The organism is Blautia sp. AF19-1 (assembly GCF_003479155.1).
Taxonomy (GTDB): domain Bacteria; phylum Bacillota; class Clostridia; order Lachnospirales; family Lachnospiraceae; genus Fusicatenibacter; species Fusicatenibacter saccharivorans.
Map to the genome: position 1 here is coordinate 1 of NZ_QUGQ01000044.1, position 432 is coordinate 432.

The 432-nt window shown below is 44.2% G+C and carries 1 pseudogene; it reads left to right on the plus strand.

Features of this window, described 5'->3' with window-relative positions:
* Positions 1 to 390: pseudogene (locus tag DWX26_RS16440) on the plus strand (IS200/IS605 family accessory protein TnpB-related protein); the annotation flags it as partial.
* Between the last annotated feature and the right edge of the window lie 42 nt (positions 391 to 432).

The window sequence follows — 432 nt, forward strand, 5'->3', positions numbered from 1 at the left end:
GGGAAGAAAAAGCAGAAACTGCAGATGTGGAGAAAACGTGATATCCAGAAACGATGCGGACAGCAGGCACACAGAAAGGGAATCCGAATTTCCCGAATCTGTGCATGGAACACGAGCAGGCTTGCCTTTGATGGATCAGGAGAGATTGCCCGTGATGTACGGGATCATCGTCTGTGTACGTTTCAGACTGGAAAAAGATACAACTGTGATTTGTCGGCATCGTATAATATCGGAGCAAGATATTTTATCCGTGAAAATTTAAAAACCTTACCGGAAACGGAAAGGTCTTTGCTGGAGGCAAAAGTTCCTGCAGTAAAGCGTAGAACCTCATGTGTTTATGCAGATCTGAGAGAACTGATTTCAGAAATGGAACTGCGTAAAGCAGCATAAACACAGGCAGATATGCAGTGGATTACCTGTTATGTGGAAACC